We start from the raw sequence: 26,316 nt of genomic DNA on the forward strand, positions 1-26,316 counted from the left end.
TGCCTCGTTTTTAAAACGGTTTTAATCGCCCCCTCATTTACTTTCTTGCCTGTAGGATAAAAAAAATGGAACTCGACATCAAGGGAATCATGGATCGGATACCGCATCGCTATCCGATGCTGTTGATCGACCGCGTGTTGGAGATGGTCCCTGGCAAGAGCATTGTCGCGATCAAGAATGTTTCCTTCAACGAGCCGTTTTTCAGCGGCCACTTTCCGCATCACCCTGTCATGCCGGGTGTGTTGATCATTGAAGCCATGGCACAGGCCGCTGCGCTGTTCTCGTTCGAGAATGATTGCGGCGTTAATCCGGCAGACAAAAAAATCGCCTACTACCTGGTTGGTGTCGATGGCGCGCGCTTTCGCCGCCCGGTTGTGCCCGGCGATCAGTTGCGGCTCGATGTCGTGGCCGAACGTATTAGCCGGACCATCTGCAAATATGCAGGGAAGGCTACCGTTGATGGGCAGCTTGTCGCCGAGGCCAAGCTGATGTGCGCGATACGTGTGCTGGAGGACTGATGACAAGCTTGATCCATGCGACCGCTATAGTGGCCCCGGGAGCCCGTATCGCTCCTGACGTCCGCATTGGGGCTTATAGCCTGATAGGCGAGCATGTCAGCATAGGCGCCGGTTCGGTGATCGGTTCCCATTGTGTTATCGATGGCCACACCACTATCGGTGCGAACAATAATTTTTACCGCTTTTGTTCCATAGGTGGCATACCGCAAGACAAAAAATACTCCGGCGAGCCCACCTGTCTGGAAATCGGCAATGGCAATACGATACGCGAGTTTGTAACGATTAACACCGGTACCGCTCAGGACGTAGGCGTGACAAGGATTGGGGACGATAACTGGATCATGGCCTACGTGCATATTGCGCACGATTGCCAAGTGGCGAACCACACCGTGATCGCTAATAGCGTGCAACTGGCCGGCCATATTCATATCGACGATTACGCCATCGTTGGGGGCTTGTCGGGCTTTCATCAGTTTGTGCGTGTCGGAGCGCATACCATGATAGGTGGTACAAGCTCCGTCCGCCAGGACATCCCGCCGTATGTGATCGGAGCCGGCGACCCTTTTCGGCCCGTAGGGATCAACTCCGAAGGCTTAAGCCGGCGAGGTTTTGCTCCTGAAGCGATTTCCGCGCTTAAAGAAGCCTATAAGTTGCTGTATCGCCGCGAACTGAATGTGGCCCAGGCGCTCGAGCAGATTTGCGTGCTGCAGGCGCAGCAACCACTGGCGCATGACGCCTTGCAAGTGCTTATCGATTTTCTCAATGCCTCGACCCGGGGCATCGTCCGCGCATGAGCCTGCGCGTCGGCATGGTGGCTGGCGAGCCTTCAGGTGATTTGCTGGCCTCTCGTGTCATGCAGGGCATTGCCCGGCAGGCAGCGGGCAGCCGCTGCGAGGGGATAGGCGGCCCGGCGATGCAAGAGCAGGGTTTCGAGATGTGGCGCCCCATGCATGCGCTGACCGTGTTTGGATACGCGGATGCGATAGGGCGCCTGCCCAGCTTGTTAAATACCTATTTCAGTGTAAAAAGGCGCTGGTTGAGGCAGGTGCCGGACGTTTTCGTGGGGGTCGACGCGCCCGATTTCAATCTGCGTCTGGAGCATCAGCTAAAACAGGCGGGTGTGCCTACGGTGCATTTTGTGGGGCCATCGATATGGGCCTGGCGTTACGAGCGTATTCACAAAATTCGCGCCGCCGTCTCGCACATGCTGGTCCTGTTTCCGTTTGAAGAGGCCATTTATCAAAAAGAAGGGGTGCCGGTCACGTATGTGGGCCACCCGCTGGCCGAGGTGATCCCCATGCAGCCCGACCGCCTGGCGGCGCGGGCTCGTCTGGGGTTGGCTCCCGATGTGCGTGTGCTGGCGCTGATGCCGGGCAGCCGGGCTTCGGAAATAAGGTTGCTGGCACCTCGTTTTTTAGAGGCAGCGCAACGTTTGCTCGGGCAAGATCCCACGCTGCAGATACTGGTGCCTATGGTCAATGCGTCGCGCCGGCGCGAGTTCCAGGCTTTGCTGCAGCGCCACCCGGTGGCCAATCTGCGCATACTCGATCAGGCGGAGTTGTCCAGACCGATTGCCTGGGATGCCATGGAAGCGGCCGACGCAGTTCTGGTGGCCAGCGGTACGGCAACCCTTGAAGCCGCCTTGTTCAAAAGACCTATGGTGATTTCTTATGTGTTGTCGCCCGCCATGCGTCGCCTGATGCAGTGGAAATCCGGCCAGTCAGGGCCGTCCTTGCCCTGGGTAGGCCTGCCCAACGTCTTGTTGAACGATTTTGCGGTGCCCGAGCTCCTGCAGGATGCCGCGACCCCTGAGGCGCTTGCTGCCGCAACCTGGACGGCTCTGACGGACATTACTGGCGCGCAAACCCTTGTTCAGCGCTTTACGGCGCTGCACCGATCCTTGTGGCGCGATACTCCCACTCTGGCTGCGCAGGCGATTATCGGGGAGGCGATGCATGGTGCAAGATGATTTGTTTGGCTACCCCGATGTGACCTGTCTGGCGGGTATCGACGAGGCTGGGCGAGGCCCCTTGGCGGGTCCAGTTTTTGCGGCCGCCGTCATTCTTCACCCGATGCGGCCGATCGAAGGGTTGGCGGATTCCAAAACCTTGAGCGCGAACCGCCGCGAACAATTGGCGGCCCTGATACGCGAACGTGCGCAGGCCTGGTGCATTGCCTGCGCCAGCGTGGAAGAAATCGATGCCTTGAATATCCTGCAGGCAACTTTGCTGGCCATGCGCCGCGCATGCGCGGGTCTGGCGATACGGCCTGATCATGTTCTGGTCGATGGCAATCAATTGCCCAAGGGTTTGCCGTGTCCGGCCCAGGCGATCGTCAAAGGCGATGCCCGCGTGGCCGAGATCTCGGCGGCTTCGATTCTGGCCAAGACGGCGCGCGATGCGGATTGCCTGGTATTGCATCGGTGCTATCCGGATTATGGTTTCGATAGGCACAAGGGCTATGGGACGGCGCTGCATCTGGAGCGCTTGCGGTTGCATGGGCCGTGCGCGGCGCATCGCCGCAGCTTTGCGCCGGTTAAACGGTTTTTTTCGTGAAACACATCAGCTCGCGCGATAATCCCTTGTACAAGCGCCTGGCACGTCTGGGAGACGGCAAGCGCGATGGTCATACCATGCTTGAAGGCATACATGTATGCCAAACATGGGTAGATCGCTATGGTATGCCCGAATTGGCGCTCTTCGATGGTGAGCGCCTGGCGCAAAACGCAGAGCTGGGCGCGCTGGCGCAAGCACTTGGGTCACGCGTGGCTCTAAGCTGCGACTCTCGGCTGATGCGCAATCTGTCCCAGGTGGAGCACGGTCAGGGCGTGTGCTTTTTAGTCAGCGTGCCCGAGCCCTTGCGGCCTGCATCCGTGGCCGAAAGCTGCCTGTGGCTGGATCGCGTGCAAGACCCCGGCAATGTGGGGACCCTGTTGCGTACCGCGGCCGCGGCGGGTATCCATCATGTCTACCTTTCCGAGGGCAGTGCCGCGGCCTGGTCGGCCAAGGTCTTGCGTAGCGCCCAGGGGGCTCATTTCAGCCTGTCGATCTACGAGCGCGTCGATTTACTGGCCGAGCGCGATAAATTGAAGGTGCCGCTGATAGCTACTGCTCTCGCGCAGGCGCGGTCTATTTACACGCTCGCCCTGCCGCGGCATTGCGCGTGGCTGTTTGGCCATGAAGGGCAGGGCGTGCAGCCGGCCCTGCTGGCTGCAGCGGATGAACGGGTGTTCATTCCCCAGGCGCCGGGAGTCGAGTCGTTGAATGTCGCCGCGGCGGCGGCAGTTTGCCTGTTTGAGCATCGCCGGCAGTGGCTGGATCAGGCGGCCGATTTCAGGAATGCCCTGTAACGTCACTGATTTTTGGCACCCACAAGGGGTGCCGCTACAAAACGTACCCGTCGTTCATGTAGCGGCAGCCCTTGTGGCTGCCATCGCCGTCATTATCGCCGCCGCCATCCCTAATACGTCCGACGGTTCAACCCGACCTCTTCAAGAACCTTGGTGGAAATTTCTTCGATGGATCGGGTCGTGGTCGACAGCCAGGGTATGTTTTCCATACGCATCAGGCGTTCGGCGGCTGCGATTTCGTGACGGCACTGTTTGATGGACGCGTATTCGCTGTTCGGGCGGCGTTCGTGGCGCACTTCGGCCAGGCGCGCTGCCTGTATCGATAAACCGAACAGCTTTTGCCGGAAGGGGGCCAGCGTGGCCGGCAATGAGCCGCGGTCGAAATCTTCGGGTATAAGCGGAAAATTGGCCGCCTTGATCGCGTATTGCATCGCCAGGTAGAGGCTGGTGGGCGTTTTACCGCAGCGTGAAACGCCCACCAGGATGACGTCGGCCTGTTTGAGGCCGTGAATGAATTGCCCGTCATCGTGGGCCAGGCTGAAATTGATGGCTTCGATCCGGCTGTTGTATTGCTTGGATTTCCCGCCCATGTGGGAGCGGCCGACCGTATGGCTGGATTTCATGCCCAGCGCGATTTCAATATGCTGCACAAAGGTACCGAACAAGTCCAGGAACGTGCAGTTCGACTCGCGTATGGGCAGCGATATTTCGGGCTCCACCAGCGTGCTGAATACCAAGGGAGGCTGGCCTTGTTCTTGCGCGCAGCGATTGATCCGGTTGGCGGCTTCGAGCGCCTTTTCGGCACTGTCGATAAACGGGATGCGAATTTGCTGGAAGTTGATTTGTTCAAATTGGGAAAGCACGGAGTGACTGAATGTTTCAGCAGTAATGCCCGTGCTGTCAGAGACAATGAACACGGTGCGTTCGATGAGGGGAGCTGTCATGAGAATTGTTACCGCAGAAAAGGTGAGAACCAGTACAATCGAAGATTAACAGTCGCCCTAACCAGAGGCAAGGCTGGTTTGCTTAGCGCACCGTCTGCACCGATCATCCGGTAGCGGGCGTGTCGCGATGGTGTTTTAAGCAAACAGGCTTTCTTTTATAGTTCAAAGGTGACTTTATGTCTTATGTAGTATCTTTCGAGCAGCTCCGCATGACGGACATTGACTCGGTAGGAGGAAAAAACGCATCGCTCGGTGAAATGATCAGCCAACTCGCAGGCGCCGGGGTACGGGTGCCGGGCGGGTTTGCCACGACGGCCGACGCATTTCGCGATTTTCTCAAATCCACCTCTCTTGGCGAGCGCATTGCCGAGCGTCTGGCATCGCTGGATTCTGAAGACGTGCGCGCACTCGCCGCGGCGGGCTCGGAAATTCGTCAATGGATTATCGATACGCCGTTTCCCGCGGCATTCGAGCAGGCCGTGCGCGGCGCATTCGCACAGCTCGACAGCGACGGCAAAGGGTCCTTTGCGGTGCGTTCTTCGGCAACCGCCGAAGATTTGCCCGATGCCTCATTTGCGGGTCAGCAGGAAACATTTTTGAATGTGGTCGGCATCGACGATGTGCTCGACAAAATTCGCCATGTATTTGCCTCGCTATACAACGATCGGGCCATTTCCTATCGCGTGCACAAAGGCTATGCGCATTCCGAAGTCGCTTTGTCGGCGGGCATCCAGCGCATGGTCCGTTCCGACCGCGGCAGCGCCGGCGTCATGTTCACGCTGGACACCGAATCGGGCTTTGATAATGTGGTGTTCATAACCTCTTCGTATGGCCTGGGCGAAACCGTTGTGCAGGGCGCCGTCAACCCGGATGAGTTCTATGTATTCAAACCCACCCTGGCCTCTGGGCACTACCCGATCGTGGGACGGCGCATCGGCTCCAAGCTCCTCAAGATGGAGTTCGATCCCGAGCGCACCGCCGGCGTGGCCGTGCGTACCGTGGATGTGCCGGTTTCCGAGCGCAATCGCTACTCGCTCACCGACGATGAAATCATCGAACTGGCGCACTATGCCGTCATTATCGAAAAGCATTATGGGCGCCCCATGGATATCGAATGGGGCCGCGACGGCATCGATGGCAAGATTTACATCTTGCAGGCTCGCCCCGAAACCGTAAAATCCCAGCAAAACCAGCATGATGTACAAGAGCGCTATCACCTCAAGGCAACGGGCGAGGTTCTGGTGACAGGGCGCGCCATTGGCCAGAAGATCGGCTCGGGCAAGGTTCGTGTCGTGGCCGATATTTCCGAAATGGATCAGGTTCGCCCCGGCGATGTGCTGGTGACCGACATGACCGACCCGAATTGGGAACCTGTCATGAAAATGGCGTCGGCCATTGTCACCAATCGAGGCGGCCGCACCTGCCATGCCGCCATTATTGCGCGTGAGTTGGGGATTCCGGCCGTGGTCGGCTGCGCCGACGCAACGTCGGTGCTGGGGAATGGCCGGGAAGTCACGGTATCGTGCGCCGAGGGCGACGAAGGCCGCATTTACGATGGCCTGATCGAAACCGAGATCGAAGAGGTTCGCTGGGGCCAGATGCCCGAGATCGGAATCAAGATCATGATGAATGTGGGCAATCCCCAACTGGCTTTCGATTTCTCGCAAATTCCCAACCAGGGCGTGGGGCTGGCGCGGCTGGAATTCATCATCAATAACAATATCAATGTGCATCCCAAGGCTGTGCTCGATTATCCCAATGTCGATACCGACCTGAAGAAGGCGGTCGAGTCGGCGGCACGCGGCTATGCGAGCCCGCGCGCCTTTTTTGTCGAAAAACTGGCCGAAGGCATCGCCACCATCGCGGCGGCCTTCTACCCGAAGTCGGTCATTGTGCGGCTTTCGGATTTCAAATCCAATGAATATCGCAAACTGGTGGGCGGCTCGCGTTACGAGCCTGAGGAAGAAAACCCCATGTTGGGTTTTCGCGGCGCATCGCGCTATATTTCGGCCGAATTCGAAGAGTGCTTCCGCATGGAATGCGAAGCGCTCAAGAAGGTGCGCGACGAAATGGGGCTGACCAATGTCGAAATCATGGTGCCGTTTGTGCGGACGCTGCAACAGGCCTCCAAGGTCATCGACCTGCTCGCCAAGAATGGCCTGGCGCGCGGTGAAAACGGTTTGCGGCTGATCATGATGTGCGAGGTGCCTTCCAACGCCATTCTGGCCGACGAGTTCCTGCAGTATTTCGATGGCTTCTCGATCGGCTCCAACGATATGACCCAGCTCACCCTGGGGCTGGATCGTGATTCGGGCATGGAGCTGCTGGCAGCCGATTTCGACGAACGCGACCTGGCGGTGCAGTTCATGCTTAGGCGCGCCATACAAGCCTGCCTGAAAGCGGGTAAGTACGTTGGGATCTGCGGGCAAGGGCCCAGCGATCACCCCGATCTGGCCGATTGGCTGCGAGACGAAGGCATACTGTCGATGTCGCTGAATCCGGATACGGTAGTCGATACCTGGCAGCGCCTGGCATTGAAGTAAGGCTGTTGGGCTTTTTCGAGCGAGGCGAAGCGGAGTACGGGCATGACGGCGGCACTTCACAAAATCGTTATCGTGGGTGGCGGCGCCGGAGGGCTTGAACTTGCGGCAAAGCTGGGCCGCAAGTTCGGGCCGGCGCACGTCGTCCTGGTCGATCGTGCGGCCTATCATATCTGGAAGCCATCGTTGCACGAGGTGGCGGCAGGTACGCTGGATATACACCGCGAAGGCCTGTCGTACTTCATGCTGGCCAAAGACTGCGGCTTTACCTTCGCTTTGGGCGAGATGGCAGGCGTTGACCTCACGACGAAAAACATCCGCCTCAATGCCGTTCTGGACCCGCAGCAGGAAGAGGTTTTCCCGGCGCGGGAGATTGCTTACGACACGTTGGTTCTGGCGGTGGGGAGCAAATCGAATTTCTTCAGTACGGCAGGCGCCGGCGAATTTGCGCTGACGATTGACTCGACCGAGCAGGCTGAACGGTTCAGGCTGAAACTCTTGCACACCGTGGCCCGTCTGAACCGCGACAAGAACGGCAGCTCTGACCGGGCATTGCAGATTGCCATTGTGGGTGCAGGCGCGACCGGGGTAGAACTTGCCGCCGAATTGACGCAGGCCTTTTCAGAGATGGCTTCCTATGGGCTGGATAATTTTGATCCGTCCAGAGACGTGAAGATAAGCCTGCTTGAGGGCGCGTCGCGCATTTTGTCGGCCCTGCCTGAAAAAATATCGGCGGCGGCGCATCAGTTGCTGTTGGACCGTGGCATTGCCGTGAAAACATCGGTGCGTATTGCTTCGGTCGGCGCCGATGCTTTGCATGACGTCGAAGGTGGGCGGTTTCCTGCCGATCTGTGCGTGTGGGCCGCGGGTATAGAGGCGCCTGTTTTCCTGTCGCAACTGGGTCTGGCCAGTAATCGCAACCATCAGCTTATAGTCGATGCCGGCCTGCGTGCGAGTGATCCCGACGTGTATGCGTTGGGAGATTGCGCCGAGGCGGCATGGGGCTCGGACGGGAAATTCATTCCGGCACGGGCTCAGGCCGCTCATCAGCAGGCATCGTTTCTGTGCGGTGTATTGGCCGATCGTATTCAAGAGCGGGATGTCCCAACGCGGATATTCAAATATAAGGATTACGGCTCTTTGATCTCTGTGGGGCATAATCGCGCCGTGGGCCGCCTGATGGGCGTCCTTGCTGGGCGGGGCCTCTTTGTGGAGGGCCTCTTTGCCCGGTTTATGTACATGAGTCTGCATTTGATGCATCACTTGGCGTTTTTGGGGCTGGTGCGCACAACTTCTTTGGCTGTGGGCCGTTTATTGCTCAAACGCGGTGCGCCGCGGGTGAAGCTTCACTGACGGAGGACCCAATGACATTTCATGCGCAAATTGCGTCGCCTCTGGGGCCTGTTCTTCTCTGTTCCGAGGGCGCGTGCCTGAGCGGCTTGTATTTCATAGGCCAGTCCGATTGTCCGGTGATAAACGGGATGCCTGCGTACAAGCCTCATTCCGGCGGCCCATCGGCGGGCATGATGGATGGCCTTGCGATCAAGAATTTCAGGGCCTCCAAAAGGGACGCGGAAGCCGATTTGTTCAGCCAGGCGGCTGCCTGCCTGGAGCAGAAGGGCGCCACCGCTGATTTGCAGGCCAACGTTGGCGCGCCCGATGCGGCCTCTGCGGAGATGTCCGAGATGCTTCTTATGCAAGCCGACACGCCGGCGGCCACGGTAGCGTTGTTTGAGCGAACGCGAAAAGAGCTGGCCGAATATTTTGCGGGGCAGCGTCAAACATTTGATATCCCCCTGGCCTTGTCGGGCACCGTATTTCAGAAAAAAGTATGGGATGCATTGCGTACCATTTCCTACGGCCAGACAGTGTCTTATGGAGATGTGGCGCGTACGGCGGGGTTTTCGGCGCAGCATTCAAGACCGGTAGGCGCGGCCGTGGGGCGCAATCCCATAACCATTATTATCCCGTGCCACCGCGTTTTGTCGGGCACGGGCACGTTGACCGGCTACACCGGCGGCCTTGAACGCAAGGTGGCCTTGCTTGAGCTCGAAGGTTTTGCCTTGCAATAGCACGATGTTTTCATTGTGCAAGCAGGTACAATCGAGAAGGCCGGTTCCTCGATTTCGCGGGCTCCAAGCGTTATCTGCCGGCCATTATGGCGGAGGCTGTGGCAATGTGGTTCTGGTTTGGATTTGCGGTGCTCGCGCTTATCGGCGAAGTCATGACGGGCACGTTTTACCTGTTGCTTTTTGCGCTGGGCCTGGCGGCAGCCGGGCTGGCTTCGTTGATGGGCGCGGCACTGGCCTGGCAAATCGTCACCGTAGCGCTTATCACCGCAGCGGGTCTGGTGGGCTTGCGTAAAACCGGTGTGTTGAAAAAACACGAAATCAATGCGGCGCGCAATCAGAACGTTAATCTGGACATCGGGCAGATCGTAGACGTGCAGTCGTGGGACGATAACAACACGGCCCGCGTCTGGTATCGCGGCGCGTATTGGCAGGTCGGCCTGATGCCGGGTGCGACCAAGCAAGCGGGGCAACACTGCATTGTTGAAATCCGGGGGTCCACGCTGATCGTTGAGCCGTCGATTCCAACTCATTAGTCTGTCTGTCGCGATCTTGCGCAGATAGGGCAATTTCAGTTTTAAAAGGTGGTACGTATGATGGATGCCGATTTTTCCACAATAGTCCTGACTGTGCTGGTTCTGCTGGTGTTCGTCGTCGTCATCAAGGCCATTGCCATTGTCCCGCAACAGCATGCATGGGTCATCGAGCGCCTGGGAAAATTTGATCGGGCCATGTCGCCGGGCGCGGGGTTTGTCATTCCGTTTATCGAGCGCGTGGCCTACAAGCATTCGTTGAAGGAAATTCCGCTGGATGTGCCCAGTCAGGTGTGTATCACGCGGGACAATACCCAGCTGCAGGTCGATGGCGTGCTTTATTTCCAGGTGACCGATCCCATGCGCGCCTCGTACGGCTCGTCGAACTATATTTCGGCCATCACGCAGTTGTCCCAGACTACCCTGCGTTCGGTCATCGGCAAGATGGAGCTGGATCGCACGTTCGAAGAGCGCGACATCATCAATAGCACCATTGTGGCCTCCCTGGATGAGGCGGCGTTGAATTGGGGTGTGAAGGTTCTGCGCTACGAAATCAAAGACCTCACTCCTCCCAACGAAATCCTGCGCGCCATGCAGGCGCAAATCACGGCAGAGCGTGAAAAGCGGGCGCTGATCGCCGCGTCCGAAGGGCGCCGTCAAGAGCAGATCAATATTGCGACGGGCGAGCGTGAAGCGTTCATTGCCCGTTCCGAAGGCGAAAAGCAGGCGCAAATCAACAAGGCGCAAGGCGAAGCGACAGCGCTCATAACGGTGGCCGACGCCACCGCCAAAGCCATTACGCAAGTGGCCGACGCGGTGCGTCACCCAGGCGGCATGGAAGCCGTCAATTTGAAAGTGGCCGAACGCTATATCGAAGCCTTCGGCAATGTGGCCAAAACCGGCAATACCCTGATCCTGCCCGCCAATCTGGCCGACATGGGCGGCCTGATCGCCACCGCCATGGCGGTGGTTAAAAATACCGGCAAGGTTTTGTAGATTTGTAGCGGCAGCCCTTGTGGCTGCCATCCAGCACCGGCGCCTGCACCTGCCCTCAAGACCCGACGCGTTTGCGGGTGTCGTGCTTCATGACGCGTTCTTTTTCCCGCGCCCAATCCTTGTCGCGTTCGGTATCGCGCTTGTCGTGCAGCTTTTTCCCGCGTCCCAGGCCGAAATCCAGCTTGACGCGCCCACCCTTGTAATGCAGGTTAAGCGGTACCAACGCGTAGCCGCGTTGTTCAACCTTGCCGATCAGTTTGCTGATTTCTTCGGCCTTCAAGAGCAGCTTGCGTGTGCGTGTCGATTCGGGGTGTATGTGCGTCGAGGCTGTGGGCAATGGGCTGATGTGCATGCCCATGATCCACATGGCGCCGTCGCGCACGATGACATAGCTCTCTTTTAGCTGCACATGCCCGGCCCGTATGGCTTTGACTTCCCAGCCTTCCAGCACCAGGCCCGCCTCGAAACGGTCTTCGATAAAATAGTCGTGCGTTGCCTTGCGGTTTTCAACAATGCTCATGTATCAATGCGGCTATAGAAGGTAAAATCAGCCCATTCTATCCATTAACCACTTTTGATGCACACCGTACAGCGCTCCGTCCTGGTTTCCTATAGTTGCGCGCAGATGTTCGATCTGGTCGCCGACGTGGAAAAATACCCCGAATTCATGCCCTGGTGCGGGGGGGCCAGCGTGCACTCGCGCGATGAGCACGGCATGCAGGCGTCCATCATCATCAGCTTTGCGGGTGTCAAGCAGGCCTTCAGCACACGCAACGATCACGAATACCCGCATTTGATTACCTTTCACCTAGTTGATGGGCCGTTTTCGGCGCTAACCGGCAAATGGGAGTTCAATGCGTTGGCCGAAGATGCCTGCAAGGTGGTCTACACCATGGCATATGCCTTTTCCAGCCGCGCGCTTGAAGCACTGGTCGGGCCGGTATTCAACCGCATCGCCACCAGTTTTATCGACTCGTTTACCCACCGTGCCCAGGCCTGCTATGGTTCCGATTGATCGCGGTGGTGTGTTGCCCTGCGCTCCGGGGCAGCCTGGAACGGACGCTGACTGCGGCGATCGGGCGCGTGTGCTGATTATCTACGCCGCCCCTGAGCGAGTCTGGCGGCAAAACATGAACGTACCGGCGGGAACTACGGCCGGTGAAGCCTTGGCAGGCAGTGGGTTTGCGCGAGAATTTCCGAATTATCCTTATGATGAAGCCGTCCTGGGAATATATGGGCAAGCGTGTGCGTTCGACCATTGCCTGGCCGATGGCGATCGGCTGGAGGTTTATCGCTCACTGGTCTTCGACCCGCTGGAATCGCGACGCCGCCGCGCGGAACACCGTAAAGCCTTTATGACCAAGCCCAAGAATCGCCCCAAGCGGCGCAAGGCCAAGCTGGCGGCCCAGGAGCGTGCCCGCCGGGCCGAGGCTCCGGCCCGCGGGCCTGATTAAGCAGGGCGGGACCGCAGATGGATTTCCCGGCAAATTGTCATGCATATGACAAAAAAAACGACGGCTGCGCGTTATGGTTGCGCAGGCGTTCAATTGATTCTGGCAGCGACAAGGGGGGCTGCTACAGACGCGAGGTGGCTGTTGACATCGATGGCACCCACAAGGGGTGCCGCTACACATACGTATCGGTAGCTCATGTAGCGGCACCCCTTGTGGGTGCCATCCCGCAACCGCCATTCATTTTTGCAAGCCACCGGGTGCTATAGTAAAAAAGCGGCATTGAAGCGGGCACCAGCCTTGCGACGATGCCTGTCATAGTGTTTGAGAGAGACAAGCATGGATTTCGGTCTTAGCGACGAACAACAGGCGTTTGCACACGCCGCCCGAGAATTCGCAGTAGGCGAATTGGCGCCCAATGCGGCCAAGTGGGACGCCGAATGCATTTTTCCGCGCCAGGCCTTTGCGCGGGCGGGCACCCTGGGTTTCTGCTCTATCTACGCCCCTGAGTCTATCGGCGGGCTGGGCTTGCCCCGCCTGGATGCCACTCTGGTATTTGAAGAGATGGCCGCTTACGATCCATCCACTACGGCATTTCTCACCATACATAATATGGCGACCTGGATGATCGGTTCCTGGGCCAGCGCGAGCGTGCGCGACGCCTGGGGGCCGCCTCTGGCATGCGGCGAAAAGCTGGCCTCCTATTGCCTGACCGAGCCTGGCTCGGGTTCCGATGCGGGGTCCCTGACGACACGCGCTGAAAAACACGGCAACGTCTACAAGATTAATGGCGCTAAAGCGTTTATCTCCGGCGCGGGCGATACCGATGTCCTGGTGCTGATGGCGCGCACGGGCGGCGCGGGCGCCAAGGGCATTTCGGCGTTTGTGGTGCCCGCCGACCTGCCTGGAATTACCTACGGGCGCAAGGAAGACAAAATGGGCTGGAATAGCCAGTCGACGCGCGCCATTACCTTTGAAAACGTCGAGGTGCCTGCTGAAAACCTGCTGGGCCAGGAAGGCGATGGCTTCAAATTCGCCATGAAGGGCCTGGATGGCGGGCGCATCAATATCGGCACGTGTTCGGTGGGAGCCGCCCAAGGAGCCTACGATGCGGCGCGCCGCTACATGGGCGAGCGCAAACAGTTCGGCCAGCCTCTGGCCGGTTTTCAGGCGCTGCAGTTCAAGCTGGCCGATATGCTTACCCATATTGTGGCGGCGCGCCAGATGGTGCGTCTGGCGGCCTCCAAACTCGACCAGGAAGACCCCCAGGCGGCGACGTATTGCGCCATGGCCAAGCGTTTGGCAACCGATCTGGGCTTTCAGGTATGCCTTGATGCCCAGCAAATTCATGGCGGTTATGGCTACCTGAAAGATTACCCGCTGGAGCGGTTGGTGCGCGACAGCCGCGTTCATCAAATACTCGAAGGTACCAACGAAATCATGCGGGTCATCGTGGCCCGCCAAATTCTGGAAAAAGGCGCTGACATTCGATGAATTCCCCGGTTCAGTTCGACGTTTTATCAACCGCCAATCGAAAGAATGCCGGGGTTGCAACCCTGAATCAGCCCCAGACCTTGAATGGCCTGTCGCTCGAAATGTGCCAATTGCTGGCCCAGCAGTTAAGTCGCTGGGAAAATGACGAGTCGATTGCCTTTGTCATTCTGAAAGGGGCGGGCGAAAAAGCCTTTTGCGCGGGAGGCGATTTGCATGGGCTGTACCAGGCGATGCAGGCCAATCAAGGTGGCCAGGCGTGGGACAACCCTTATGCGCGGCAGTTTTTCGACGTAGAGTATCGCCTCGATTACCAGATCCATACCTATCCCAAGCCTATACTGTGCTGGGGCAACGGCATCGTCATGGGTGGCGGCGTCGGTCTGATGATGGGGGCCAGTCATCGTGTCGCGAGCGAAACCACGCGTTTTGCCATGCCCGAGATCACCATAGGCCTGTTTCCCGATGTGGGGGGCACGTGGATGCTAAGCCGCCTGCCGCGCGGCATAGGAACGTTTCTGGCGCTGACCGGCGCACAGCTGGGTGCGTCCGATCTGCGTCACCTCGGCCTGACCGACTATACCCTTGCAGCGTCGCGTTGGCCCGATTTTATAGACGGCGTTCAACGTAGCTCATGGTCGGATTCCCGAAACCGCAACGATGTGCAGCTGCGCGATCTGCTGCTGCGCCTGCAACCCGACCCCGGCCTGCCGGCCGGCCCTTTGCAGGCACATTACGCGCGGATCAACGATGAGTGCGACGGCGCGGATTTCGAAGCAGTGTGCGCCCACATTGCGGCGCTGGCCGAGCATGACGACCCGTGGCTCAAGCGTGCGGCGGCCACCTTCAAGGCCGGTGCGCCAGGCTCGGCGCGTCTTTGCTTTGCCTTGTTGCGCCGGACTCGTTTGCTGTCTTTGGCCGATGCGTTCCGGCAAGAATATATCGTGTCCCTGCAATGTGGCGTGGCGGGGGACTTCCAGGAAGGAATACGCGCTTTGCTGGTCGACAAAGACAAACAGCCCAAATGGCAGCCGGCGAGGCTGGCCGATGCGACCGACGACTGGGTGCAGCGCTTTTTTGTGCCGCCCTGGCCGGATACGCAAGGCCATCCGCTGGCGGATATGGGATAGCGGCCGCCGGCCGCAAGTTGAATACCGAAGTCGTTCCGAATAGAAGACAAACCCTGTAACGAAGGAGATAACATGAGTCGCATTGCATTTATAGGCCTGGGCCACATGGGCGGCCCGATGGCGTTGAACCTGTCCCGTGCCGGGCATGAACTGGTGGTGTTCGATCTGGTTCCCGCAGCCATCAAAACCCTGACCGACGCTGGCGCGCGCGCCGCCCAAACCGCGCAGGACGCCGTGAAGGGCGCAGAGGTGGTTATTTCGATGTTGCCGGCCAGCCAGCATGTCGAAGGCCTGTACTTGAGCGAAACCGATTTGCTGGCGCATATCGATCCTTCTTCGCTGGTGCTCGAGTGCAGCACGATTTCTCCCGAGTCGGCACGCAAAGTGGCGCAAGCTGCCCAGGCCCGTGGCATACGCATGATCGATGCGCCGGTGTCGGGAGGCACAGGCGGAGCCGTGGCCGGCACGCTCACCTTTATCGTGGGCGGGGATGCTGCGGCGTTGGAGGCGGCCATGCCGATTCTGGAAAAAATGGGCAAGAACATTTTCCACGCCGGAGCGGCTGGAGCGGGGCAGGTGGCCAAAATCTGCAATAACATGCTGCTGGGCATTTTGATGGCGGGCACTTCGGAAGCGCTATCCCTGGGCGTGGCCAATGGCCTGGATCCCAAAGTGCTCTCCGATATCATCGCCAAGAGTTCCGGCCGCAACTGGGCCACCGAGCTTTACAATCCCTGGCCGGGTGTCATGGAAAATGCCCCGGCATCCAAGGCTTACGCAGGTGGGTTTGGCGTAGATTTGATGCTCAAGGATCTGGGACTGGCGGCCGAATCGGCGCTGCACGCCCGGGCGACAATTCCCCTGGGGGAACTGGCGCGCAATCTGTATTCTTTGCACAGTGCGCAGGGCAACGGCCGTCTGGATTTTTCCAGTATCCTGAATTTGTTCAAGAAGTGATGCGACGGTGTAGCCCCGTAGGGGCGACCCTTGTGGTTGTTTGTTGATAGTCAGGACGGTATTTTGCATGGATGACAGGCACAAGGCCTGTCGCTACAAAATCGAGAGAGCCGCGGCAAAATCGTAGCCGTGAATCATGTAGCGGCACCCCTTGTGGGTGCCATCGACGCCTACACCCGGAGCAACCCGATCAGGCCTCGGCCTTGATTTCGTAGGGCAGTGCTTGCAGCGTAATAGCCGGGCCATCGGCCCGCCCCAATCTGAATGCGGCCGAGTCCAGATCCGACAACTGCACTTCAAGCAACAAATGCAGGCGACTGTCGTAAGCTGCATTGATGACCCGCCCGCAAGGGTTGTCCGGGTGATGGGCGTCGTAAATATCCTGATTAGGCAGGGCGGCGGACGCGGGTGCAAGCCCTGCTTGCACGCATCCATACGCCATGCGTCTTTTTACCGTACCCCGGTAGTGGCTGCGCGCCACGATTTCCTGGCCGGGATAACAGCCCTTGGTGAAGCTCACCCCGTCGATAAGGTCCAGGTTCAATGTTTGCGGTATGAAGACATCCTGGGTTGCCGCCACGATCCAGGGCAGGCCGGCGACGATATCCCCCACCTGCCACGCACTGGCTTCATCGCTGGGGCCTGCCGCCGGCGATACTTCAGGCTGGTCGGGGTTTGACGCAGTTGCGCCCGATGCCGAGCCTGGAGTTGAAGCCGCAGGGTCCAAGCCGATATGCCACCAGCGGTCAACGGCGGTATCGGCCGACGGCGCGGCAATCCAGGTTCCTGCGTCAGTGTGGACAACCGTCCAGGCCGAGGGTTTGGCCGGCAGCTGGACCATATCGTTTGCCAGGGACGCCTTGCCGCTTTCTGGAATGTTTGCGCCGCCTGACGATTGGGCGTTGCGTACGACGTGCACGCCCAGCACGGACAGAGGGGTAAGGCTGAGTTTGGCCTTGGCGCGCAGTACATACATGGATAAGCGCTTGACGATGGCCTGGGCGATATCGGCCTTGATCAGGGCGCGAAGGGTGGGGGTTTGCGGGTTATCGGCGCGCCAGACGACCAGGCTGCCCAACAGGCGTCCCTTGGGGCTGCAGTAGCCTGCCAGACGGGCCGCATTTTCAGGCAAGTTGGCGATATCGTGCGTGATCTGGCCATGCATAAAGCCGATGGCGTCGGCGCCTGTTATTTCAATGACCGCCAGGTCATCGAGAGGAATAGCAAAAAGTGACAAATCGTTCATGGATGCAGCAACGCTTAGTACAAGAGACACAAGCGTTTATCATAACGGGCTTGTGGAATTGTTGCTTTCGCGGCTCGGCTACACTCTGGAGTAATGAGAAAATTGCGAACCCTATTTCGGCTGATTCTTCTACTGTGCGTGGTGCTCGCGGCGGCTGCTGCGGGCGCGGCCTGGTACTGGACACATCATCCCGTGACACTCAAGGCCGATCGCATCGATTACCTGGTGGAAGTCGGCAGCCGGCCCCGGACGGTTGCCCGTGCCATGCTGAAATCGGGTATACAGATAAACGAAGATGCGTTCGTTCTATTGGCGCGGTTGACTGGGCTCGACAAGCAGATCAAGGCCGGTGGCTATGAGGCTGTGCAGGGCGACACGCCTTTGATATTGCTCGAGCGCATGGCCAGTGGCGAGATGACTCAAACGCATATCACGCTGGTCGAAGGATGGACGTATGCCCGCATACGCCAAGCCCTGCGAGACAACCCGCAAATCCGGCAGACTCTGGGCAACGTCAGCGATGTCGAATTGCTAAAGCGCCTTGGGTCGGATCAAAGCAGTCTCGAAGGCCTGTTTTTCCCCGATACCTATGTGTTCGTCCCGGACTCCGACGATTTCGACATCTTGCGCCGTGCCTATCATGCGGGCCGGCAGCAGTTGGCGTCGATCTGGGATGAACGCGACCCGAACCTCCCCATCACCACACCGTATCAGGCGTTGATACTGGCCTCTCTTATCGAAAAAGAAACCGGCGCGAGCGCTGATCGCAGCCGCATTGCGGGGGTGTTCGTCAATCGCCTGCGGCTCGATATGCCCCTGCAGACCGATCCTAGCGTTATCTACGGCATGGGCGATACCTATCAAGGGAAAATCCACAAAAGCGACCTGGCGGCGGACACGCCCTGGAACACGTACACGCGCACGGGCCTGCCTCCTACGCCCATCGCCTGCCCAGGCCGGGCTTCTCTGCTTGCCGCAGTGCATCCCGACAAACACAACTATCTGTACTTCGTGTCGCGTGGTGACGGTACCAGCGAGTTTTCGCAAGACTTGCCGGCGCACAATCGTGCCGTATCCAAGTACATTTTAAAAGCCAATCGATAATGCAAAACCGGCGCGGCTGTTTTATAACCCTGGAAGGCCTGGACGGTGCAGGCAAAAGCACGCATGTGCGTTGGTTGATAGACGAAATCCGCCGGCGTGGCATTTCTGTAATAGCCACTCGCGAGCCGGGCGGCACGCCGCTAGGCGAGCAGTTGCGGCAAATGGTGCTGAGCGAGCCCATGCATCTTAAAACCGAGACGCTGCTGATGTTTGCCGCGCGTTGCGAGCACCTGCAGAACGTGATTGAGCCGGCGCTGGCGGCAGGCCGTTGGGTCGTGTGCGATCGATTTACCGATGCCAGTTATGCGTATCAAGGTGGCGGGCGGGAACTGGGCGGCGCCATGATCGAAACGCTGGAGCAGTGGGTTCACCCCGGTTTGCAGCCTGATCGCACCTGGTTGTTTGACGTACCGCTCGCTGTGGCGCGCGAACGTCTGGCCCACACACGCGAACTGGACCGGTTCGAACAAGAGGGCTCGGCATTTTTTGAACGTACCCGGCAGGCCTATCATGAACGCGCGCGGCAGCAGCCCGGGCGTTTGCATATTGTCGATTCGACCCGGCCCATTGACGTGGTGCGAGCCGATCTGGCGCAGCAGCTTGGTGCTCTGATACAAGCTTATGGCGTCGTGCCGCCCTCTTCAGGCGGGGCTCTGGAATGAGCGCCATTCCGCGTTTCCTGTCCTGGCAAGAAGATCTGGCGCGATCATGGCTGGGCCAGCGTGAACGTTTTGCCCATGCGTGGCTCATACATGGCGTGGGCGGCATCGGCAAGCGCCAGTTTGCGTTGGCGGCGGCGGCCAGCCTTTTGTGCGAGGCTCCGGTTCAGGGCCTGGCTTGCGGCCAGTGCGCGGCCTGCCATTGGCTGGCCGGCAACAATCATCCCGATTTGCGCCGGATTCGGCCCGATGCGATTGCGCAGGATGAGGGCGTCGAGGCGGTTGCCGAAGAAGAAGCAACTGCGTCCACCGCGAAGAAAGCGCCGTCGAAGGAAATACGTGTCGACCAGTTGCGTGAGTTAAGCTCCTGGTTCAATACGGCGACGCATCGCGGAGGATGGCGTGTGGCCGTGTTGTATCCGGCCCAGGCGCTCAACAGCATATCGGCCAATGCCCTGCTTAAAGTTTTGGAGGAGCCTCCAGAACATACCGTATTCTTGCTGGTTGCCGAGGCGCCGGACCGCTTGCTGCCAACCTTGGTGTCACGTTGCCGAAGGTTGCCGCTGGCGAGTCCGCCCAGCGAGGTCTGCCTGGAGTGGTTAAGAGGTCAAGGCCTGGATGCCCCCGAATCGTGGCTTGCGGCCGCGGGAGGTGCACCCTTGTCGGCGTTGCAACTGGCCCAGAGCGGCACCGCCGCCTGTCCCGACTGGCTGCGACAGTTGGTCGATCCCTTGGCCCGGGCACAGAACCCCGATATCGGCGGTTTGGCCGATGGGCTTGAGAAAGAGCCTCCGAGCGTGTGGATCGATACCTTGCAAAGGCTGTTTGTGGATATGTCGCTCGCGGCCTCCGGCGTGCCGGTTCGCTATTTTCCGACGCTGGGAGAAAGCATAAGGGCGGCGGCTGCCCGCGCATCGCTGGCCAATCTGAGCGATACTGGCAAATGGCTGGGCCAGCAGCGCGCGGTCGCCGGCCATCCCTTGAACGCCAAGTTGCTGGTGCATAGCGTGCTGCAGCGCGTGGCGCTGGCGTGTCTGCCGGCTCGTTAGGCGGACGCTTTTCGATTAATCCGTATCCGAAGCGATTATGTACGTTGATTCTCATTGCCACCTGAATTTTCCTGAGCTGGCCAAAAATCTGCCCGATATATTGAACCGGATGGAACAAAATCGCGTCAGCCATGCGCTGGTCGTCAGCGTCAACTTGCCTGATTGGCCTGGGATCATCGATCTGGTCGAGCCTTATGCGCACTTATATGCCTCGGTGGGCGTGCATCCCGATTATGAAGATACGCCCGAACCTACGGTGGACGAACTCGTGCGCCTGGCGCAAGCACCCAAGGTCGTTGCCATAGGCGAGACCGGCCTGGATTATTGCCGCTTGTCCGAGCCGCTGGAATGGCAGCGCGAACGCTTCAGGACGCATATCCGAGCCAGCAAGCGCAGCGGCTTGCCTTTGATTATCCATACACGCTCGGCCAGCGCCGACACCCTGCGCATCATGCGCGAAGAAGGGGCGGGCGAATGCGGTGGCGTCATGCACTGTTTCACCGAGTCCTGGGATGTCGCCCAAGCCGCCATGGATATGAATTTCTATATTTCCTTGTCCGGAATCGTGACCTTCAAAAATGCGCGGGATCTGCACGATCTGGCCAGAAAATTGCCGCTGGATCGGCTGCTGATTGAAACCGATTCTCCCTACCTAGCCCCGGTGCCGTATCGCGGCAAGTTGAACGATCCATCCAAAGTGGTTCATGTGGCCGAAAAAATAGCCGATTTGCGTGGCATACCCGTGTTGGATGTAGCACGCCATTCAAAGCGAAATTTTTTCAGTCTTTTCAATAAAGCAGGTAAATAAATTAAAGTAAATTATAGATATATTACTTTAACTAAATTACATTAAATATTACTTGTAAATAATTGATATGAAACAACAATATATTATTTCGTCGATATTCAAATACCTTAACGGCGTGGGTTTGCTGGCGTGCCTGGCGGGTTTGTTGCTTTGCACGGCGGCCCGGGCGGCGAATCCGGCTGGCTGGTGGATCGACATCACCAACGATCGCGCCACCGATATCAAAACCATGCTGGCCGAGGGCGCCGATCCCAACGCGCTTAGCCCAAAGGGACAGCCGTCGATTATGCAGGCGGTGCGCGACGGTGCCTGGAAAGTCTACGATGTTCTGGCGGCTGATCGGAAAACTGATGTCAATGCCCTTAATATCAGCCACGAAACGCCATTAATGTATCTGGCCGTGGTCGGGCAAACCCAAAGAGCCGAAGCGCTTATTGGCCGTGGAGCCGAGGTGAACCGCCTGGGGTGGACGCCTCTGCAATATGCTGCATCCAAAGGGCATCTTGATACAGTGCAGATGTTGATTGCGCACAAAGCCATTATTGATGCCCCTTCGCCCGACGGCACGACAGCCCTGATGTTGGCAGCTTATGCGGGCAGCGACGGTATAGTGCGGGCGCTTCTTGCGGCGGGAGCCGTCGTTACGGTTGAAAATTTGGGTCATCACAATGCCGCCGACTGGGCGCGTCAGGGCAAGCATGATGCCTTGGCCGATAGACTCGATGCGCTCATTAAGAAGACACTGGCCGAGCAGGCGGCGCAGCATGACAAGAATATGGCCGAGGAGGCGGCGCACGCCGCTGCGCCGGGCACAGCACCGGGTGCTGCAACGATACCTACGGTGGATATCACCGGGAGTTCCGACGCGGGCGCTGCAGGCAAGCCTGGCGCGGCGGGAGGCGACTCCGCTGTTGGCAAAAATGCGCAGCCCGCTTCCAGGAAGGGCGGTGGCGATGGCAGCGGCACGTCGCAGTATTTCAATTCCGAGGACAACGCCGGCCCGGCGAAGGTTCACTAAGAACGGCCGGTGGCACGTCGCAGGGTGACGCTTGTGGTCGCCCGCCGGTGATCAAGACGGTATTTTGCGTGGACGACAGGCACAAGGCCTGTCGCTACATAATTCACGCGTCTTGCCGCGACATTCATCTACGCGTTTTGTAGAGGCAGCCCTTGTGGCTGCCATGCTGCCCAGCACCCTTGCCGTGGCCAGACGAATTGGCCGTGACCAGGCAACTCAGCCTTGGGCCGGCAGGTACTGCGGCTGCAAAATATCCCGCAGTTCACTATAGGGCAGCAAGAGCTCGGGCTGCCCGAAGTAGTAGGGTGCGATCTGGTACGTATCGTATTTGATCACCAGGCCCTGGTCCGTAAATGCAAAATTCTCGCTGGCCTGGAAAGGCCAGAGGCGGTTGTAGGTTTGCGGGTCGTGCCGGGCGTCGGCGTTGCCGGCCAGCCACTTTTGATGCGCAGCCTTCAAGGCGGCCACATAGTCGGGTAGTTTCCCCGGCTGCAGGATCTGTTCCAGGGCCAGTACGATATGGTGGTCGTTATCCCAGTTCAAGAATTGCGTAGCCGAAATGCCGTGAGCGGCCCCGGTCAAGTACTGCCAGGTATTGAGCTCAACAACCGTCAGGTTTTTATTGCGATAGCGTGTTTTCGCGGACAGCAGCGTCGAGTCGCGCGGCGCCGCGGTTTTCCAGAAATAGTCTTGATAGCCGGCAACGGAATCGTAAGGTTGCACGCCTTTGGTACTTATGCCGGTCATGGTGGCCAGTGCATGGTCCACCAATTCGGTCAGTTTTTTATTCCCTGGAAATACGATCGAATCGAGTTTGATGGTGGGGCATTCGCCCTTGCAGCCAGGCTTTTTATGTTCCCATTTAACCGGCTGGGTAAATAGGCCTTCTTTGCTTGTCTGTGCGGCAACCTGGTCGCCCGGTATGAGAGAAATATTATTGCGCGGGCCGCTCGCGCAGGCGGATAACAGTGCCAGTGCAAACAGCATGACCGCGGGACGCAGGGTGTGCAGGGGAAGTCTCATTGGTGCTTTATGATGGGTTAGGTGCGGGGATGGCACCCACAAGGGGTGCCGCTACAAAAGCCACGGGCGTGTCCTGATCGCCAATGTTTTTGTAGCGGCACCCCCTTGTGGGTGCCAGAACGCGCCTGAATCATGCGTGGGCTGTCAGGGCTGCGGGTCGGCAGGGGCATCGTCCAGAGCCTGTTCAATGGCGGGGCGCAATTCCTCGGGCTTGGTGCTCGATCCGTAACGCGCGCGCACTTGGCCGTCGCGGCCCAGCAAGAATTTGGTGAAATTCCACTTGATGCCCTGGGTGCCCAGGACCCCTGGTTTTTCGTTTTTCAACCAGGTATAGATAGCATGGGCATGGGGGCCGTTGACTTCGATTTTTGCAAACAAAGGGAAGGTGACGTTGTACGTGCGTGAACAGAAATCCTGGATCTCGCTGGCGCTGCCTGGCTCCTGATGGCCGAATTGGTCGCAGGGAAAGCCCAGCACCGTAAAGCCACGATCTTTGTAATCGCGATACAGTGCCTCCAACCCCTCGTATTGGGGTGTATAGCCGCATTGCGACGCGACATTCACGATCAGCACGACCTGGTTGCGAAAGCGTGAGAAATCAACCATTTCACCGGCCAATGCGGGTGCGGAAAATGAATCGATCGATGCCATGAATGGACGCCTCGTAAAGCGATGATTAGCCTAGGCACACTTTAACAGGGAGCAACGGTGGCGGCAAACGTATATCGAGTTAATGTTGAACGGCCGCGCTCGCTGGTGTGATGGGGTGAAACGAGCGGACTTCCGGGGCCGGCCGGAAAGAGGTCTTCAATCAGCTACTATGGCGGGTACCTCTCATCGCCTTGTTTTATAAGCGTCTATGTAGCCCTTTTCATGTCAGCGGAAATTTTTGCATTAGTTGCCTTATCTGCCGTATTCCACGCCAGTTGGAACCTGATCTCCAAGCGTGCGGCTTCCGCCGGAGCGTCGTTTGTGCTGGCGTATCGCCTGTCGTCAACGTTGTTGTTTGCGCCTTGGGTCATTTATATTGTCTGGGTCGACGGTGTATCGTGGAGCATCCCGATGGTGGCATTTATCGTGCTGTCCGGTTTGATTCATCTGGTGTACAGCTTGGCTTTGCAGCGCGGCTATCAGCTTGCGGATCTTTCGGTCGTTTATCCGGTTGCTCGTGGCACCGGTCCGTTTCTGTCCAGCATCGGCGCCTTCCTGTGGTTGAGCGAACAACCTTCGTTATCGGGAGTTGTCGGCATGCTGTGTGTTGTCGGCGGCGTGCTGCTTATTGCCACGGGAGGGAACTGGCGTCTCTTTGTCCAAACCCAGGCTTGGGTAGGCGTGCGCTGGGGTTTGTCGATTGGATTGCTGATTGCTTCCTATACCCTCGTCGATGCTTATAACATCAAGCATTTGAACGTTGCGCCAGTGGTGCTCGATTGGTTTATGGGCTTGGCCATTACCGCCATGATGGTGCCCACGGGATGGACCCGGCGCAAAATCGTGCTGCGGCAGATGAAGGGGAAATGGCGGCTGGCGGTGGCGGTGGGCATTTTATCGCCTGGCGCATATATCCTGGTGTTGTACGCCTTGCAACAGGGCGCCCAGGTCAGCCTGATCGCTCCTTTGCGCGAAATGTCGCTCATGATCGGTACGCTGGCAGGGTTTTTTATTCTGAAGGAAAAAGTAAGCCGCTTGCGCTTGGCCGGGTGCGCCGTGATTATCACCGGCGTGGTGTTGCTGGCTCAGCACTGACAGCTCCGGCGCCCGCACTTCGATCGGCCATGCGGCACGTAGCCCCTATTCGTGGCGCGCAACAGTGCGGCCTGGATCGAGATCGTCCAGGCGGCGCCATTTATAAAAGGCCAGCGACATGGCCCAGCTTGCTATGAATCCGCCAATGATGAAGTAGCCGATCATGCCGAAATTGTCGTTCAGTTTGCCCATCAGGCCCCAGAAGGAACCCGTCAGATGCAGCCTGTCCACCAATAGGCCCAGCACTTCAATGCCGCCGACGACTAGCGCAACCGCGGCCGAGACGAAGGTAATAGTCATGTTGTAATAAAGCTTGCGAATGGGCTTGATAAACGCCCAGCCGTAAGCGCCCAGCATCAAGATGCTGTTGGTCGTGTCGATCAGCGACATGCCTGCCGTGAATAGCGCCGGAAATACCAGGATCGACCATATCGGCAAGCCGCCGGATGCCTGGGTGGCGGAAATGCTTAGCAAACCGATCTCGGTGGCGGTGTCGAACCCCAGGCCGAACAGCATGCCCAGTGGGTACATATGCCAGCTGCGGTTAATCATGTTGAACATCGGGCGAAAAATACGTGCGAGGAAACCGCGGCGTGCCAGCAGCACGTTGAAGTCTTCCTCGACATAAGGCTTTCCGCGGCGCACGTCTTGAAATGCCCGATAGACCGAGCGCAGTACGATCAGGTTGATGAGCGCAATAATAAACAGGAAAAAAGCCGAGACCGACGTCCCGATTATTCCGCCTATTTCCCTCACCGAGTCCATCTGCTGCCTGAACGCCAATGCCGTAGCCGCAATCGCTACACACGCCAGAATCACGACCGTCGAGTGTCCTAGAGAAAACATGAAGCCGACGGCAACGGGGCGCTTGCCTTCCTGCATCAGCTTGCGGGTCACGTTATCGATTGCGGCGATATGATCGGCATCCACCGCATGCCGCAGGCCAAAGCCATAGGCCAGAACCGCGGTTCCCATCAATAAGGGATAGTTGCGCAAAGCGACGAATGCCCAGACCCACGCTCCAAGATTGAAAGCGAGCAGCAGGACAACCATGCTGATCGTTTTCCCTTTCACCTCGATGGCCGTGTCATTAAACAAAGCCCGAACGGAACGGCGCATCGCGCCCCCTTATAGAAAAATAGGATCTCGTTGAACCTAGTGCCGGTAGAGATTAGCGTCCCGTCATGGAGCTGGATTCACTGTCCATAAACGGAGTATAATTACCTCACATATGGAGATTATTGCATGAATCTGGCCTACGCCTACCCTGTCAGCCATTTCGAGCCGGCTCTGGTCGTGGATTTGAATTCCCGCGGGGCGCGTGAACGGCTGTCCGCCTCGGCGCTCAAAGGTTTTTTTAAACTTGCCCAGGCATGGTCGCTGCGCGATGAAGATGCCTGCGGCTTGTTGGGTGGGGTATCTACCAGCGCTTTTTACGAATGGAAAAAAAAACCTGACCGGCTTCTGGAAGTCGACCGGATTACGCGTATTTCGTATTTAACAGGCATTTACAAGGCTTTGCATATTCTCTATGGCGACGACCTGGCCGACCGCTGGGTAAATCTTCCTAATCGTAATGTCATTTTCGCCGGCAAGACACCTCTGGCCTATATGCTCGACGGCGGCTTGCTGGCCATGCAAACGGTGCGTAAGCTCCTGGACGCTCGTCGCGGCGGAATTTAACG

General features: G+C 58.3%; 28 protein-coding genes. 22 read left to right on the forward strand and 6 right to left on the reverse strand.

The annotated features are described in order from the left end of the window. The first annotated feature begins 65 nt into the window (after positions 1 to 65). From fabZ to EDC26_RS02465, 5 genes are read left to right on the forward strand one after another with little or no spacing between them, the layout of a single operon-like run. Positions 66 to 518, forward strand: coding sequence for a 3-hydroxyacyl-ACP dehydratase FabZ (gene fabZ, locus EDC26_RS02445; protein WP_132579692.1), 453 nt, complete (start codon positions 66 to 68; stop codon positions 516 to 518). Continuing rightward, on the forward strand, positions 518 to 1,312 hold the full coding sequence (gene lpxA, locus EDC26_RS02450) for an acyl-ACP--UDP-N-acetylglucosamine O-acyltransferase (protein WP_132579693.1): 795 nt from the start codon (positions 518 to 520) through the stop codon (positions 1,310 to 1,312). The genes fabZ and lpxA overlap by 1 nt, the downstream gene beginning before the upstream one ends. After that, positions 1,309 to 2,487 (forward strand): lipid-A-disaccharide synthase, encoded by a 1,179-nt coding sequence (gene lpxB, locus EDC26_RS02455; RefSeq protein ID WP_132579694.1) that lies wholly within the window; start codon positions 1,309 to 1,311, stop codon positions 2,485 to 2,487. The genes lpxA and lpxB overlap by 4 nt, the downstream gene beginning before the upstream one ends. After that, entirely contained in the window at positions 2,474 to 3,073 is a 600-nt protein-coding gene (gene rnhB / locus EDC26_RS02460) for a ribonuclease HII (protein ID WP_132579695.1), read from the forward strand. Before lpxB ends, rnhB begins: the two co-directional genes overlap by 14 nt. Then, complete coding sequence (locus EDC26_RS02465) at positions 3,070 to 3,867, forward strand: TrmH family RNA methyltransferase (protein WP_132579696.1); 798 nt, start codon at positions 3,070 to 3,072, stop codon at positions 3,865 to 3,867. Before rnhB ends, EDC26_RS02465 begins: the two co-directional genes overlap by 4 nt. Positions 3,868 to 3,977: 110 nt before the next feature. On the opposite strand, the gene ppsR is transcribed toward EDC26_RS02465, so the two are convergent. Further along, positions 3,978 to 4,811: a posphoenolpyruvate synthetase regulatory kinase/phosphorylase PpsR gene (ppsR, locus tag EDC26_RS02470; protein WP_132579697.1), complete on the reverse strand. Its 834-nt coding sequence runs from the start codon at positions 4,809 to 4,811 to the stop codon at positions 3,978 to 3,980. A 176-nt stretch (positions 4,812 to 4,987) separates the two neighbouring features. On the opposite strand from ppsR, the gene ppsA reads away from it, so the two are divergent. The 5 genes from ppsA to EDC26_RS02495 all read left to right on the forward strand — a co-directional run bounded on the left by ppsA (position 4,988) and on the right by EDC26_RS02495 (position 10,949). Continuing rightward, positions 4,988 to 7,354: a phosphoenolpyruvate synthase gene (gene ppsA / locus EDC26_RS02475; protein ID WP_132579698.1), complete on the forward strand. Its 2,367-nt coding sequence runs from the start codon at positions 4,988 to 4,990 to the stop codon at positions 7,352 to 7,354. 42 nt (positions 7,355 to 7,396) lie between these two features. Then, positions 7,397 to 8,704, forward strand: a complete 1,308-nt coding sequence (locus EDC26_RS02480; RefSeq protein WP_132579699.1) for an NAD(P)/FAD-dependent oxidoreductase — start codon at positions 7,397 to 7,399, stop codon at positions 8,702 to 8,704. A gap of 11 nt (positions 8,705 to 8,715) precedes the next feature. Continuing rightward, positions 8,716 to 9,423, forward strand: a complete 708-nt coding sequence (locus tag EDC26_RS20200) for a methylated-DNA--[protein]-cysteine S-methyltransferase (RefSeq protein WP_132579700.1) — start codon at positions 8,716 to 8,718, stop codon at positions 9,421 to 9,423. A 104-nt stretch (positions 9,424 to 9,527) separates the two neighbouring features. Further along, positions 9,528 to 9,956: an NfeD family protein gene (locus EDC26_RS02490; RefSeq protein ID WP_132579701.1), complete on the forward strand. Its 429-nt coding sequence runs from the start codon at positions 9,528 to 9,530 to the stop codon at positions 9,954 to 9,956. Between the two features lie 60 nt (positions 9,957 to 10,016). Then, positions 10,017 to 10,949 (forward strand): SPFH domain-containing protein, encoded by a 933-nt coding sequence (locus EDC26_RS02495; protein ID WP_132580068.1) that lies wholly within the window; start codon positions 10,017 to 10,019, stop codon positions 10,947 to 10,949. A 55-nt stretch (positions 10,950 to 11,004) separates the two neighbouring features. Here EDC26_RS02495 and smpB read toward each other — a convergent pair whose 3' ends face one another. Further along, positions 11,005 to 11,469, reverse strand: coding sequence for an SsrA-binding protein SmpB (smpB, locus tag EDC26_RS02500; RefSeq protein WP_132579702.1), 465 nt, complete (start codon positions 11,467 to 11,469; stop codon positions 11,005 to 11,007). Positions 11,470 to 11,526: 57 nt separating this feature from the next. On the opposite strand from smpB, the gene EDC26_RS02505 reads away from it, so the two are divergent. The 5 genes from EDC26_RS02505 (at position 11,527) to mmsB (ending at position 15,978) form a co-directional block, all read left to right on the forward strand. Next, the gene (locus EDC26_RS02505; protein ID WP_132579703.1) at positions 11,527 to 11,964 is read left to right on the forward strand and encodes a type II toxin-antitoxin system RatA family toxin; all 438 of its coding nucleotides are present in this window, start codon (positions 11,527 to 11,529) and stop codon (positions 11,962 to 11,964) included. Next, positions 11,951 to 12,403: an RnfH family protein gene (locus tag EDC26_RS02510; RefSeq protein WP_132579704.1), complete on the forward strand. Its 453-nt coding sequence runs from the start codon at positions 11,951 to 11,953 to the stop codon at positions 12,401 to 12,403. The genes EDC26_RS02505 and EDC26_RS02510 overlap by 14 nt, the downstream gene beginning before the upstream one ends. A 336-nt stretch (positions 12,404 to 12,739) precedes the next feature. Further along, positions 12,740 to 13,894, forward strand: coding sequence for an acyl-CoA dehydrogenase family protein (locus EDC26_RS02515; RefSeq protein ID WP_132579705.1), 1,155 nt, complete (start codon positions 12,740 to 12,742; stop codon positions 13,892 to 13,894). Continuing rightward, complete coding sequence (locus EDC26_RS02520) at positions 13,891 to 15,021, forward strand: enoyl-CoA hydratase/isomerase family protein (protein WP_132579706.1); 1,131 nt, start codon at positions 13,891 to 13,893, stop codon at positions 15,019 to 15,021. The genes EDC26_RS02515 and EDC26_RS02520 overlap by 4 nt, the downstream gene beginning before the upstream one ends. Positions 15,022 to 15,093: 72 nt before the next feature. Then, on the forward strand, positions 15,094 to 15,978 hold the full coding sequence (gene mmsB, locus EDC26_RS02525) for a 3-hydroxyisobutyrate dehydrogenase (RefSeq protein ID WP_132579707.1): 885 nt from the start codon (positions 15,094 to 15,096) through the stop codon (positions 15,976 to 15,978). Between the two features lie 190 nt (positions 15,979 to 16,168). On the opposite strand, the gene ygfZ is transcribed toward mmsB, so the two are convergent. Further along, a complete protein-coding gene (gene ygfZ / locus EDC26_RS02530; RefSeq protein WP_132579708.1) occupies positions 16,169 to 17,224 on the reverse strand; it encodes a CAF17-like 4Fe-4S cluster assembly/insertion protein YgfZ in 1,056 nt (351 codons plus the stop codon). A gap of 93 nt (positions 17,225 to 17,317) precedes the next feature. Between ygfZ and mltG the strand changes: the two genes are divergently transcribed. The 5 genes from mltG (at position 17,318) to EDC26_RS02555 (ending at position 21,862) form a co-directional block, all read left to right on the forward strand. Beyond that, positions 17,318 to 18,328 carry an endolytic transglycosylase MltG gene (gene mltG / locus EDC26_RS02535; protein WP_132579709.1) on the forward strand — a complete coding sequence of 337 codons (1,011 nt, stop codon included), beginning with the start codon at positions 17,318 to 17,320 and terminating at the stop codon, positions 18,326 to 18,328. After that, positions 18,328 to 18,990 carry a dTMP kinase gene (tmk, locus tag EDC26_RS02540; RefSeq protein WP_132579710.1) on the forward strand — a complete coding sequence of 221 codons (663 nt, stop codon included), beginning with the start codon at positions 18,328 to 18,330 and terminating at the stop codon, positions 18,988 to 18,990. Before mltG ends, tmk begins: the two co-directional genes overlap by 1 nt. Continuing rightward, positions 18,987 to 20,036, forward strand: a complete 1,050-nt coding sequence (holB, locus tag EDC26_RS02545; RefSeq protein WP_132579711.1) for a DNA polymerase III subunit delta' — start codon at positions 18,987 to 18,989, stop codon at positions 20,034 to 20,036. Before tmk ends, holB begins: the two co-directional genes overlap by 4 nt. A gap of 37 nt (positions 20,037 to 20,073) precedes the next feature. Beyond that, the gene (locus EDC26_RS02550; RefSeq protein ID WP_132579712.1) at positions 20,074 to 20,844 is read left to right on the forward strand and encodes a TatD family hydrolase; all 771 of its coding nucleotides are present in this window, start codon (positions 20,074 to 20,076) and stop codon (positions 20,842 to 20,844) included. Between the two features lie 67 nt (positions 20,845 to 20,911). Further along, positions 20,912 to 21,862: an ankyrin repeat domain-containing protein gene (locus EDC26_RS02555; RefSeq protein ID WP_132579713.1), complete on the forward strand. Its 951-nt coding sequence runs from the start codon at positions 20,912 to 20,914 to the stop codon at positions 21,860 to 21,862. A 216-nt stretch (positions 21,863 to 22,078) separates the two neighbouring features. Here the strand turns inward: EDC26_RS02555 and EDC26_RS02560 are convergent, their stop codons facing one another. Beyond that, complete coding sequence (locus tag EDC26_RS02560; RefSeq protein WP_132579714.1) at positions 22,079 to 22,885, reverse strand: RsiV family protein; 807 nt, start codon at positions 22,883 to 22,885, stop codon at positions 22,079 to 22,081. Between the two features lie 144 nt (positions 22,886 to 23,029). Next, on the reverse strand, positions 23,030 to 23,536 hold the full coding sequence (locus EDC26_RS02565) for a glutathione peroxidase (protein WP_132579715.1): 507 nt from the start codon (positions 23,534 to 23,536) through the stop codon (positions 23,030 to 23,032). A 222-nt stretch (positions 23,537 to 23,758) separates the two neighbouring features. Here EDC26_RS02565 and EDC26_RS02570 point away from each other — a divergent pair, with 222 nt between their 5' ends. Next, positions 23,759 to 24,631 carry a DMT family transporter gene (locus tag EDC26_RS02570; RefSeq protein WP_132579716.1) on the forward strand — a complete coding sequence of 291 codons (873 nt, stop codon included), beginning with the start codon at positions 23,759 to 23,761 and terminating at the stop codon, positions 24,629 to 24,631. A gap of 45 nt (positions 24,632 to 24,676) precedes the next feature. On the opposite strand, the gene EDC26_RS02575 is transcribed toward EDC26_RS02570, so the two are convergent. Then, on the reverse strand, positions 24,677 to 25,750 hold the full coding sequence (locus tag EDC26_RS02575; protein WP_132579717.1) for a HoxN/HupN/NixA family nickel/cobalt transporter: 1,074 nt from the start codon (positions 25,748 to 25,750) through the stop codon (positions 24,677 to 24,679). Between the two features lie 126 nt (positions 25,751 to 25,876). Between EDC26_RS02575 and EDC26_RS02580 the strand changes: the two genes are divergently transcribed. Next, positions 25,877 to 26,314 carry an MbcA/ParS/Xre antitoxin family protein gene (locus EDC26_RS02580; protein ID WP_132579718.1) on the forward strand — a complete coding sequence of 146 codons (438 nt, stop codon included), beginning with the start codon at positions 25,877 to 25,879 and terminating at the stop codon, positions 26,312 to 26,314. Positions 26,315 to 26,316 lie beyond the last annotated feature (2 nt).

This window comes from Paralcaligenes ureilyticus, assembly GCF_004346225.1.
GTDB classification, from domain to species: Bacteria; Pseudomonadota; Gammaproteobacteria; order Burkholderiales; family Burkholderiaceae_B; genus Paralcaligenes; species Paralcaligenes ureilyticus.

What these genes read in the sequence shown, in the direction of transcription:
- fabZ (WP_132579692.1), top strand. Translation starts at nt 66, where the DNA reads ATGGAACTCGACATCAAGGGAATCATGGATCGGATACCGCATCGCTAT.
- lpxA (WP_132579693.1), top strand. Translation starts at nt 518, where the DNA reads ATGACAAGCTTGATCCATGCGACCGCTATAGTGGCCCCGGGAGCCCGT.
- lpxB (WP_132579694.1), top strand. Translation starts at nt 1,309, where the DNA reads ATGAGCCTGCGCGTCGGCATGGTGGCTGGCGAGCCTTCAGGTGATTTG.
- rnhB (WP_132579695.1), top strand. Translation starts at nt 2,474, where the DNA reads ATGGTGCAAGATGATTTGTTTGGCTACCCCGATGTGACCTGTCTGGCG.
- ppsR (WP_132579697.1), bottom strand. Translation starts at nt 4,811, where the DNA reads ATGACAGCTCCCCTCATCGAACGCACCGTGTTCATTGTCTCTGACAGC.
- ppsA (WP_132579698.1), top strand. Translation starts at nt 4,988, where the DNA reads ATGTCTTATGTAGTATCTTTCGAGCAGCTCCGCATGACGGACATTGAC.
- EDC26_RS02480 (WP_132579699.1), top strand. Translation starts at nt 7,397, where the DNA reads ATGACGGCGGCACTTCACAAAATCGTTATCGTGGGTGGCGGCGCCGGA.
- EDC26_RS20200 (WP_132579700.1), top strand. Translation starts at nt 8,716, where the DNA reads ATGACATTTCATGCGCAAATTGCGTCGCCTCTGGGGCCTGTTCTTCTC.
- EDC26_RS02490 (WP_132579701.1), top strand. Translation starts at nt 9,528, where the DNA reads ATGTGGTTCTGGTTTGGATTTGCGGTGCTCGCGCTTATCGGCGAAGTC.
- EDC26_RS02495 (WP_132580068.1), top strand. Translation starts at nt 10,017, where the DNA reads ATGGATGCCGATTTTTCCACAATAGTCCTGACTGTGCTGGTTCTGCTG.
- smpB (WP_132579702.1), bottom strand. Translation starts at nt 11,469, where the DNA reads ATGAGCATTGTTGAAAACCGCAAGGCAACGCACGACTATTTTATCGAA.
- EDC26_RS02505 (WP_132579703.1), top strand. Translation starts at nt 11,527, where the DNA reads ATGCACACCGTACAGCGCTCCGTCCTGGTTTCCTATAGTTGCGCGCAG.
- EDC26_RS02510 (WP_132579704.1), top strand. Translation starts at nt 11,951, where the DNA reads ATGGTTCCGATTGATCGCGGTGGTGTGTTGCCCTGCGCTCCGGGGCAG.
- EDC26_RS02515 (WP_132579705.1), top strand. Translation starts at nt 12,740, where the DNA reads ATGGATTTCGGTCTTAGCGACGAACAACAGGCGTTTGCACACGCCGCC.
- EDC26_RS02520 (WP_132579706.1), top strand. Translation starts at nt 13,891, where the DNA reads ATGAATTCCCCGGTTCAGTTCGACGTTTTATCAACCGCCAATCGAAAG.
- mmsB (WP_132579707.1), top strand. Translation starts at nt 15,094, where the DNA reads ATGAGTCGCATTGCATTTATAGGCCTGGGCCACATGGGCGGCCCGATG.
- ygfZ (WP_132579708.1), bottom strand. Translation starts at nt 17,224, where the DNA reads ATGAACGATTTGTCACTTTTTGCTATTCCTCTCGATGACCTGGCGGTC.
- mltG (WP_132579709.1), top strand. Translation starts at nt 17,318, where the DNA reads ATGAGAAAATTGCGAACCCTATTTCGGCTGATTCTTCTACTGTGCGTG.
- tmk (WP_132579710.1), top strand. Translation starts at nt 18,328, where the DNA reads ATGCAAAACCGGCGCGGCTGTTTTATAACCCTGGAAGGCCTGGACGGT.
- holB (WP_132579711.1), top strand. Translation starts at nt 18,987, where the DNA reads ATGAGCGCCATTCCGCGTTTCCTGTCCTGGCAAGAAGATCTGGCGCGA.
- EDC26_RS02550 (WP_132579712.1), top strand. Translation starts at nt 20,074, where the DNA reads ATGTACGTTGATTCTCATTGCCACCTGAATTTTCCTGAGCTGGCCAAA.
- EDC26_RS02555 (WP_132579713.1), top strand. Translation starts at nt 20,912, where the DNA reads ATGAAACAACAATATATTATTTCGTCGATATTCAAATACCTTAACGGC.
- EDC26_RS02560 (WP_132579714.1), bottom strand. Translation starts at nt 22,885, where the DNA reads ATGAGACTTCCCCTGCACACCCTGCGTCCCGCGGTCATGCTGTTTGCA.
- EDC26_RS02565 (WP_132579715.1), bottom strand. Translation starts at nt 23,536, where the DNA reads ATGGCATCGATCGATTCATTTTCCGCACCCGCATTGGCCGGTGAAATG.
- EDC26_RS02570 (WP_132579716.1), top strand. Translation starts at nt 23,759, where the DNA reads ATGTCAGCGGAAATTTTTGCATTAGTTGCCTTATCTGCCGTATTCCAC.
- EDC26_RS02575 (WP_132579717.1), bottom strand. Translation starts at nt 25,750, where the DNA reads ATGCGCCGTTCCGTTCGGGCTTTGTTTAATGACACGGCCATCGAGGTG.
- EDC26_RS02580 (WP_132579718.1), top strand. Translation starts at nt 25,877, where the DNA reads ATGAATCTGGCCTACGCCTACCCTGTCAGCCATTTCGAGCCGGCTCTG.